This is a genomic window from Lysinibacillus sp. F12 (assembly GCF_057773605.1).
Window position 1 is genome coordinate 622,093 of sequence record NZ_JBYMLP010000003.1, and the last position, 10,542, is coordinate 632,634.

The following is a 10,542-nucleotide window of genomic DNA, read 5'->3' on the forward strand; positions in this document are numbered from 1 at the left end:
TTACCATTAATCGTATTTCTGTTGAGACTGTTAGGGTGACGTCCAAGCTCTCCTCCTCGTATAAATACCTTGGTCACTACTTTCTTATTATTAAAAGCTTCCTATAATTTATTGTTCAAAAGGGAATTATTCGTTCAAATAATACTAATTATCGTTTAAGCTGGATTCTCCTTAAGACGAATAAAATATTCATCGTCACAATTAATTGCACTTCCAATTGTCAGACAATAATCTAATCTAAGCCAACAGATGTAGCAGAGAAGCGCTAGAAGAGTTAGGTGTAAAGGTAATAAGGGGCAAGGATTGTAACGCAGAAGTTAAATTTAATGGCAATCACTATTTTTTCATATCGGAAATAATTGAAGTGGATTTTGGAACTGGGTCTTTATTCTTTATCTGAGAATAGAAATTATAAAAGGGGTCACTGAGTTAAACTGACCCTGAATGAGGGAAGATATGACGGTCAACCAAAATCTGATTGACGAGATTTCTAATAGGGAGCTTGCTACTAAGGATTTGTGCTTGCCTTTTTTTGAATTAAAAAATAATAAGTTAGATTTTTTTTGTGACATTCGTGTAACAAACCGATATTACACTAGGTATGGAGGTGTGTTACATGAAAAAAATTCTATCAATCATGTTAATTGCTGCACTATTAACAAGCGTTCTTACGGGATGTAAGAAAGAAAAAATGAATACAGGTATAGAGAGTAAGCCACAAATAAATAATTTAGACTTTAACTTTAGTGTGAATCCTGAGACATTTGCGCTTGAGGTGGAATCCAATGGAATTACTGAGAAATTATCTGAACCATTGGAGAAAATGAGAGTGTCAAATTTAAAAGACAGTGGAGATAACATTAGCTGGACCTATTCAGAACAGGGAATTAAGGTTGATATCGAAAAAAAAGATAAGTATGTTGATGTAACCATAAAATCCAGCAAGGATGAAGACAACATGTTTGCATGGCCAAAAGTTAAAGGTGACGGATATATGCTCCCATTAAATCAAGGGAAGTATATTCCAAGCGATGATTCAATTTGGAAAAATTACTTAAGTGAAGAAAAAATGAAGGTAATTGAGGCTTTATCTATGCAATTTTTTGCAGTTGATAAAAGTGGGTATTCACTAGTATATATAATTAAAAACCCTTATAATAGTGAAATTGTTTATCATACAGAAAACGATATTGAGTTTACTTTTAATCATGAGTTTCCAACTATAAATAAAGAGAAGGAATATGGTTTCAGAATATATATAACGAAAAAAAATCCAGTAGATGTTGCAAAAACCTATAAAAATTATTTGATTGAACAGGGGGACTTCAAAAGCTTGGCGGATAAGGCTAAAGAAAATAGTAATATTGAAAAGCTTTATGGAGCACCTCATGCTTATTTTTGGGACAGAACTGTGATTTCAGAAGAAAATATTAAATGGGCAAAGCTGAGAGACATTTTTCCCGAAAAACTGAAATTATGGATTCAGAGGCTATTAACTACTAATGTTGAGGATGGATCAGAGCTTTCATCAGCTTTTGAAGAGTTAAAAAGCTTAGATTATGTAGATAAATACAATAAGAAAAGAATAATAAAATCCTTAAGTGCAGTAATGCAACTAAATGAATTCTATAATCCGGAAGTATTTACTGAAATAGATAAAGATACTCAGAGGCTGTTAAACAAAGGAATAGAAAAATTAAATCCCGTTGAATTAATTGACCTAAATAAGAGATTATTAAAAAGCATACTTGGAGATGTAGTTGACCCAATAAAGAAGTGGGCAGATGCTAATACTGTAGATGTGATAAAGGACATGAAGGATTCTGGGCTAGAACATATGTGGATCGGCTTGGATGATTGGCAGGAAGGCTTCATTAAACCTGAGTTAGTAAAAGATGCAGAAGAATTCGGCTATCTATTTGGTACCTATGATTCATATCATTCAATCCATGAACCAGGTAAAGAGAAGTGGGAAACTGCTAAGTTTAAGAATGCTTTACTTTACGAGAATGCAACTGTAACAAATAAAAATGGAGAAAAGATTGAAGGATTCCAAGGTGCAGGTAGAAAGTTGAATCCAACGCTTGCAATGCCTAGTGTAAAAGAAAGAGTAACTTCGATTTTAAATACCGGCTTAGCATTTAACTCATGGTTTTTAGACACAGATGGCACTGGAGAAATCTTCGATGACTATTCTCCAGAACATATTACTACTGAAAAGGAAGATATCCAGGCTAGGATTAAGAGAATGGAGTATCTGCAAAAAGAATGGGATATGGTAGTAGGAACTGAGGGCGGAAATGATTTTGCTAGCAAATCGATTGCCTTTGCACATGGAATAGAAACGCCATCATTTTCTTGGATGGACGAGGATATGGCAAAAAACAAACAAAGTGAGTATTACGTAGGGAGATACTATTCGAGCAATGGTGGAGTTCCCGAAATGTTTTCTAAACAAATACCACTAAAGGATAAGTACAAGAAGTTATTTTTGGATTCAAACTACACGATCCCCTTGTATAAGTTGGTTTACAACGATTCAGTGATCACAACTCATTGGTGGGGATGGGGAACCTTAAAATTTAAAGACGAAATAACAAATAGAATGTTGTATGAGATACTTTATAATGTTCCTCCTTTATATCATATAGATAAACACGAGTGGGAAAAACATAAAGAAACAATTGTAAGGCATTCAAAGGTATGGTCAAATTTTAGCAAAAAAGCAATAACGAAAGAAATGACAAATTTTAAAATTATATCAGATGATAGACTCGTTCAAATGACGGAATATGGTGAAGCATTAAGAGTAGTCGCAAATTTTTCAGAAGATGAATGTAACTATCAAGGCAAGACAATACCAGGAAAATCGGTGTTAATTATTGATGGAAATAGTAATACTATCTATTCACCGGAAAAATAAGCGTGAAATTCGCAATAGTATATCTGCTAATAATTTCCCTTGAGATAATCTTCAGAGAGGCTAAATCTGAACGCTAAGGAATAAGTTTACAAGAAGAATAGAAGTAGCTTATCCATTGTGGGGGTTCATTGAAAAAAGGATTAAAAAAGTAATTATTACGTATGCTGCAGTTAGCGTAAAAATATTAGAGAAAACGTGAAGTTTACGTTTTAAAATGTACTCTATAAGATAGACACTTTCAAAGAGGTCATCTTATAGGGTACATTTTGTTTATGTTGTAGAAGAAACGCTGAAGTATGAACTTTCTCACAGCAAGAGCTTCGTTGGCTATTTGAACGACTATCGATTCATCAGCCAAAGGCAATTGTGAAATCTGCATAAGGTGTCTTTAAACAGGTCTATTATTAATGATGCCATTATCCATATATGAAACTGAAAGGAATTGTGGTAATCGATTTGACGAATGTTAATCCGAAGTAAGAAGAGGTGGAGTCAGATTTATGCGGATACAACGATAAGGACAACATATCCAAACCACGCTTTTTGATGTATTTTTACTTCACTTACGTGGCAGAATAATGAAAAATTAGTTAATATTAAAAATAAATATTTTTGTAAAGAAAAGGGGAAAAATTTATGTTTTCTAATGAAGAAAGAGAGTCTATTTATAAAGTTATTTATAATAGGAGAGATATTCGAAGTTTTTTATCAACTCCTATCCCTGAAAACATTATACATAGAATATTAAATGCAGCTCATCATGCACCTTCAGTAGGATTTATGCAACCTTGGAACTTTATTTTGATTTCCACTGACGAAATTAAAGAAAAATTGGCCTGGGCAGCAGAAAAAGAAAGCAGAGCATTAACTGTTCATTATGATGGGGAGAAAAAAATGAAATTCCTTGATTTAAAAATTGAGGGTTTAAAAGAAGCTCCTATAACTATTTGTGTTACATGTGACCCTACAAGAGGAGGTTCCCATGTATTAGGACGAAATTCAATTCCTGAAACAGATATATTATCAACAGCTTGTGCTATTCAAAATATGTGGTTAGCTGCTTGTGCTGAAGGACTTGGAATGGGGTGGGTAAGTTTTTATAAAAAAAATGATATTAGAGACATTTTAGAAATACCACCACACATCGATCCCATTGCTCTTATATCAATCGGTTATACTGAAAATTACCCAGAAAAGCCCATTTTAGAGTTAGCTAATTGGGAAAAAAGGCGTTCTTTAGAACATCTTATTTTTGAAAATAAATGGGGACAAAACTAAAAACTTCTTAATCTATCAGGGTGCGTTATGGGTAGTTTTGAAACACAAAGAAAGCTAAAGCTTCCTTAAAGATTGTAAAGCAATGTACTTAAAGTAACGGAGGCTTTATTGAAACAAGGATTTATAACTTATACATAAATAACCCTAATAACGTTTATCGAATTTTTATTAATTGAAAATAATTATTGTTTACATAATATAAATACCTGAGTCACAACTTTAAAATTATCGGATGTTTCTCATAATTTATCGTTCAAAAGGGGATTACTCGTTTAAATAATGTTAATGATCGTTTAATGTAGATTTGGCCAATATTCATAAAAATTATTCTAAGAGAGATGAACTTAGCTTGTTGTTAAAGAATCACGATTAAAGTTCATAAGAAAGTATATATTGAGATTCTAAAGCGGAGTCGAACATACAAATTTGTATGTTCGACTCTTTTTATACATTATATAGAACCTATGGATAACTTTTTTATATTGTTGAATTGACTGATAAAAGATTACTAAAGGATTGAAAGTAGCGACAAGTAATAAATTTGATACTCTGAATTTTCAAAAAGTATTTAAAAAAGGTGTTGATTATGATCTTGCAAAATCTAATAAAAGACAAAAGTGAAGCAGCCTAGATTCATGTAAATAAATTTAAACAAGTGTTAATGAACACTTTAAGGAAAAAAAAGGTCACTTGGGATAGGAGTGACCCTAAGTAACAAAATTCTGAGGTGTAAGGCTAAAATAGCTATACTTTACTATCAATATGCGGTGATAGCGTAGTTTGTATAGTTCATAGCCTGAGTAATAGATTTAAAAAATGCTCTGATATGATTCATAATTAACTTACCGAAATTTAAAGAATGACTTATTTTAATTTTTTATAAATTTAATCCAAATCTCTTTAGTGCAATGAAAATACCTTCCAATTGTTTTCCTTTGTCTGTTAACGTATATTCCACACGAGGGGGAACCTCCGGGAATACCTTTTTATTCAATATCCCATGATCTTCTAGTGTCTTAAGACGGAGTGAAAGTGTTTTCGGGCTAATTCCATTCATTGATTTCAATAGGTCACTGAATCGCATTGTTCCTTCTATAAGCAGATCGTGAATAAATAAAAAAGTCCATTTAGTCCCAATCACGTTGAGCGTTTTAGCAATGGGGCAAGTCTCATCTGGTGCTCCTTTGGTTATTATACTGGCTCAAAAACACTCATATGGAACATCCTCCTGAAAATTTTTTTGTTTAATTCACCTTATCATTTCACAATAGTATACTTTCAGAAACTTTATGAAATAAATATCACTACTTCCATAAATGAAGTTACTATATTTATAATATCGTTGTACTTATAATTTCATCCCTTATTGAGGAGGTAACTAAAATTATTGCAAGAAATCAACGAAACAAACTACCGTTTGCTCTCATTGCAATATAAATCAATGGTTTGCTATTGATACATAATCATGAGTATTCTTCCGGATGAAGCAAACGATTTGAATTTTACCTTAAGTGCAGTAGGGTTATCAACTACACGCTAGGCAGTTTTTTTAGAAAACATATAATTGAAGGAGCTAGATAAAGATGAAAAATATACTTATAATTAACGGTCATCAGAAGTATAGTTCAGCAGAGGGTAATTTAAACCAAACATTGATGAACAAAATGGTCAGTTTTTTAAGTGAAAAAAACAATGTAAAAACAACAATTATTCAAAAAGGATATAAAATCGAAGAAGAACAACAAAAATTTATATGGGCTGATATTGTCATTTACCAAACACCTATCTATTGGTTCAGTGTCCCCGGCTTATTGAAGTCGTATATGGATGAAGTATATGCTTATGGTTTATTTTTTAGGGGTGCTGATCAGTATGGAAAAGGTGGGTTGATGACTGAAAAGAAATATATGTTTTCGACTACCTGGAATGCTCCTGAAAAAGCATTTAACGATCCAAGTCAATTTTTTGAAGGGAGCAACCTAGAAGATGCATTAAGTCATTTACATCATATACATAAATTTCTCGGAATGAAACCTTTAAAGAGTTTCTCTTGTTATGATGTAGTCAAAAATCCGACAGTTGAAAAGTTTGTATCCGAACTTGATTTACATCTGCAAGAGGTATTGAATTTTTAATCTATTAAGTAAACGTTTAAGGGGAGAAAAACATGTTAAAAGATAAAAAAGTTGTAATGATCGGTGGAAGCTCTGGGATTGGTTTGGAATCAGCTAAACAGCTAATAGCTCATGGTGCAGAAGTAATCATTGCCAGCCGTTCCGAAGATAAATTACGGAATGCAAAAGAGCAACTAGGAGATAGAGCAACGGCTTATACTCTAGATACAACGCAAGAACAGCAAGTCCAGTCTTTCTTTGAAAAGATCGGCCAGTTCGATCATCTTGTGGTAAGCGCTGCAGAAACATCCGGTGGGTCATTCCTCCAAACGGATACAGCCCTAGCCCGAAAACTGTTTGAAAACAAATTCTGGGGACAATATTATGCAGCGAAATACGGTGCTTCCAAAATTTTACCAAATGGTTCAATCACTTTGTTCTCTGGGGTTGTAGCCTACAAGTCTATGGTTGGCTCAGCAATTCTAGGTGCAGTCAATGCGGCTATTTCGAATCTAGGCCAGACTTTGGCTTTAGAACTTGCTCCGATCCGAGTAAACATCGTTTCACCTGGAATAATTGATACACCTTCCCGTAGCAAAATGGCAGAAGAAGCACGTAATAACTTCTATAATGCAGTTGAAAACAAACTCCCTGTGAAACGAATAGGAAGAGCTGAAGATGTTGCACAAAGCGTACTATACTTGCTAGAAAATAGTTTCGTGACTGGAACCGTTCTTCATGTAGAAGGCGGTCACATTTTAACGTAAGCCAGCAATAGACAGGATGCGCTCTTTGGCGATTCAATATATCGTATTAAACAATAATTATTATCCGTACAAAATCATCCCATTATCGTAAAAAAGGAGAGTTATCGTTCACATGAAAATTATAAGGAACTTAAGAATTACAAGTCGAAAAGTACAGATATTATGGGTAGTTGACGAATCCAAGCCCTCCTCCACGCCAAATAATTTTAGTTTACATAATATAAATTATAGGAAGTTATGTATCAATTAAGAGTATACTAATAATAGTGAGATGAAATTTGTACATAGACATCAAAGTCTAAACTTAACGATTATTTTAATATCGAATTATTATAATTAACTTTTGTATATTTTAGGCTTTCATTCACGATTTTCTAATTGGAATAAAGTTTGATTAAAAGTTTGTTGCAAACGTTGATTTTATAAAAATAGAAGAAACCCATTCATTTTGATCAAACTTTTATCAAAATGAATGGGTTTTATTTAAAATGCGAAATCCATCATTGGGATATTAATTTATTTAAGAAACAATTTTTCTCTCTTTACGAACAAATTCACATGTCCAAAAACCTAAAAATGAATTTAAGCTTCTGTATATTGTCCAATCTTTCTGAATTTCTCATAGCGATCTTCAATTAATTGTTCGCCATTTAGGGAATTCAATGCTTTTAGTGTGACACTTATACATTCTTTTATATAAAATGCTTGCTTCACAACATTGTGGTGTGCTCCACCCGTTATTTCAGGGATTATTCCATCAATAACGTCAAGCTCTTTTAAGTCAGGTGCTGTTATCCGCATTGCTTCTGCAGCTTGCTTCCCTAGGCTACCATCTCGCCGTAAGATCGATGCAGCCCCTTCAGGCGAGATAACCGAATACGTTGAGTTCTCTAACATAAAGACGCGATTAGCTACCCCTAATGCAATTGCACCCCCACTTCCGCCTTCCCCAATAACAATACTAATAACTGGTACTGTTAGAATCGCCATTTCTGAGAGAGTTCTAGCAATGGCTTCACTTGGGCCGCGTTCCTCGGCTGCCTTACCCGGATAGGCTCCTTTTGTATCAATAAAACAAATAATTGGGCGCTTAAATTTCTCAGCTTGCTTCATTAAGCGTAATGCTTTACGATATCCTTCAGGGTGTGGCATACCAAAATTTCGTCGAATATTTTCTTTAGTTGATTTTCCGCGCTGATGTCCAACAATTGTTACGGGCTGTCCTTCAAAGAGAGCAATTCCTCCAAGAATAGCTGCATCATCACCAAATTTACGATCTCCATGTAACTCAATAAAGTTTTCACACATAGCTTCTATATATTGTAAAGTTGTTGGTCGTTCTGGATGTCTAGCAACCTGTACACGATCCCATGGCTTCATATTGGCATAAATAGATTGTTCTAGCTGTGTTAGACGTGTTTCAAGCCTTTCGATTTCGCCTGTCATGTCTACATTTGCCTCTGTAGCAATCGTTTTTAATTCATCAATTTTTTCTCGTAATTGTACTACTGGTTCTTCAAAAGCAAAATTTTTAGACATGTTGCACACCGCCTTTTGTATGCATTTTTACAAGCATTGCTACTTGGTTTCGTAAATCCTTCCTATGGAAAACTGCATCAAGCTGACCATGCGCTAGTAAGAACTCTGACTTTTGGAAATCATTTGGTAATTTTTCTCTTAATGTTTCTTCGATTACACGGCGACCAGCAAAGCCAATTAATGCTTGCGGTTCTGCAATATTTATATCTCCAACAGAAGCAAAGCTTGCTGAAACGCCACCGTATGTAGGGTGCGTCATGATCGAAATAAATAATAGTCCTTCTTCACTATGACGTTTTAATGCCACACTCGTTTTTACCATTTGCATTAATGATAGAATACCTTCTTGCATGCGCGCTCCACCACTAGCAGTAAAGATAATAACCGGTACACGTAATTCAATAGCTTTTTCAACGGCACGTGTGATTTTTTCTCCTACAACGGAGCCCATTGAGCCCATACGGAAATGAGAATCCATAATTGCTACAACAATTTCTTCTCCATCAAGAGTACCTACCCCAGTCAGTACAGCTTCGCTTAATCCCGTTTGTTGTTTAGCCACTGAAATTTTTTCTACATAATCAGGGAAATTAAGTGGATTACTTGTTTGTAAATGATCATCCATTGAAACAAATGAACCTTCATCTATGAAATATGCTACGCGCTCCTGTGCAGTCATTTTGAAATGATGGTCGCATTTTGTACACACTTTATGATTTTTTTCTAACTCCTTTGTTAACAGAATGTGACGGCATTCTGGACATTTTGTCATAAGTCCTTCCGGAAATCCCTTTTCCTGTCCGTCCTCATTCTTTTTTCTAAATAAGCTACGTATTGCCATGTTTTACTCCTCCTATGTTTGTCTAAATGCCTTGTTCAGCATTTATGTTCGTAAGCTTTTAATGCTTCTTTTTCATAGCCAAGCTGCATCGATTTCAACATAGTTTGAATGATTAATTTCTCTTCTTCTGTTGAGTTTCGATTTAAACATCACCGGCATTAACTGCTAATTGAAACCAGACTTTAAGTAAAAAACGATTTCTGACATGATGACTATTTCTCGTAAAACATGCAGACAATTAATCGTACCTCTATCTCTAGCTTACAAAAAACTGTCCCACATAGGTAGTGTTCGCAGAGTCACTGTACAACTTATAACGCGAATGGCTTCCATTTCATGAATTTGTCGCGTTAATTCGACATCCTTTTTTTGATTTTTCATCTTCTAATATAAACATCGACAATTTTTCTACGAGCGGATGCTTTTGTGTAGAAGCTAGAAACGTACCTACCCCATGTCTCGTTTCAATAAGACCTAACAACTCTAAACTTCGCAATGCCTCTCTCACAGAGGATTGCCTGACACCCAGACGTTCTGAAAGGACTCATTCGAAAGGTTCCTTTTCACCAGCCTGTGTTTTTTTCATTTTAATAAGTTGTCGTAATTGTTGGACGATATCTAAAAACACTTTCTTTTGTTCGTTTTTTTTATCCATACGATCAACTCCTGGGTCAATCTATTCGCCTTGGAATAATTATCGCTGTCGCTTTCCTTTCGCGCAGGTAAACAATACATCCTAAGGCTTTATCTTATTTCTACGAGCGGATGCTTTTGTGTAAAAGCTAGATGTTTCGTTTCAATAAGACCTAACAACTCTAAACTTCGCAATGCCTCTCTCACAGAGGATCGCCCGACACCCAGACGTTTTGAAAGGACTCATTCGGAAGGTTCCTTTTCACCAGCCTGTGTTTTTTCATTTTAATAAGTTGTCGTAATGTTGGACGATATCTAAAAACACTTTCTTTTGTTCGTTTTTTTATACACACGATCAACTCCTGGGTCAATCTATTCGCCTTGGAATAATTATCGCTGTCGCTTTCCTTTCGCGCAGGTAAACAATGCATCCTAAGGCTTTATCTT

The 10,542-nt window shown here is 34.5% G+C and carries 8 protein-coding genes; 4 read left to right on the forward strand and 4 right to left on the reverse strand.

All coding sequences use genetic code 11. The features are described from left to right. Positions 1-616: 616 nt before the first annotated feature. Positions 617-2,923, forward strand: coding sequence for a glycoside hydrolase (locus AC3CH7_RS17025; RefSeq protein WP_197148607.1), 2,307 nt, complete (start codon positions 617-619; stop codon positions 2,921-2,923). A 636-nt stretch (positions 2,924-3,559) separates the two neighbouring features. Next, positions 3,560-4,201, forward strand: coding sequence for a 5,6-dimethylbenzimidazole synthase (gene bluB / locus AC3CH7_RS17030; RefSeq protein ID WP_488381662.1), 642 nt, complete (start codon positions 3,560-3,562; stop codon positions 4,199-4,201). 877 nt (positions 4,202-5,078) lie between these two features. Here bluB and AC3CH7_RS17035 read toward each other — a convergent pair. Beyond that, positions 5,079-5,396, reverse strand: coding sequence for a winged helix-turn-helix transcriptional regulator (locus tag AC3CH7_RS17035; protein ID WP_207974190.1), 318 nt, complete (start codon positions 5,394-5,396; stop codon positions 5,079-5,081). Between the two features lie 388 nt (positions 5,397-5,784). Between AC3CH7_RS17035 and AC3CH7_RS17040 the strand changes: the two genes are divergently transcribed. Both AC3CH7_RS17040 and AC3CH7_RS17045 read left to right on the forward strand, forming a co-directional pair. After that, positions 5,785-6,336, forward strand: coding sequence for an NAD(P)H-dependent oxidoreductase (locus AC3CH7_RS17040; RefSeq protein ID WP_488381663.1), 552 nt, complete (start codon positions 5,785-5,787; stop codon positions 6,334-6,336). 32 nt (positions 6,337-6,368) lie between these two features. Continuing rightward, positions 6,369-7,082, forward strand: a complete 714-nt coding sequence (locus tag AC3CH7_RS17045) for an SDR family oxidoreductase (RefSeq protein WP_036216284.1) — start codon at positions 6,369-6,371, stop codon at positions 7,080-7,082. Positions 7,083-7,664: 582 nt separating this feature from the next. Here AC3CH7_RS17045 and AC3CH7_RS17050 read toward each other — a convergent pair. The 3 genes from AC3CH7_RS17050 to AC3CH7_RS17060 all read right to left on the reverse strand — a co-directional run bounded on the left by AC3CH7_RS17050 (position 7,665) and on the right by AC3CH7_RS17060 (position 9,970). Continuing rightward, positions 7,665-8,621, reverse strand: coding sequence for an acetyl-CoA carboxylase carboxyltransferase subunit alpha (locus tag AC3CH7_RS17050; RefSeq protein ID WP_488381664.1), 957 nt, complete (start codon positions 8,619-8,621; stop codon positions 7,665-7,667). Next, entirely contained in the window at positions 8,614-9,462 is an 849-nt protein-coding gene (accD, locus tag AC3CH7_RS17055; RefSeq protein WP_012294537.1) for an acetyl-CoA carboxylase, carboxyltransferase subunit beta, read from the reverse strand. The genes AC3CH7_RS17050 and accD overlap by 8 nt, the downstream gene beginning before the upstream one ends. 334 nt (positions 9,463-9,796) lie before the next feature. Further along, on the reverse strand, positions 9,797-9,970 hold the full coding sequence (locus tag AC3CH7_RS17060) for a hypothetical protein (protein ID WP_230586096.1): 174 nt from the start codon (positions 9,968-9,970) through the stop codon (positions 9,797-9,799). Between the last annotated feature and the right edge of the window lie 572 nt (positions 9,971-10,542).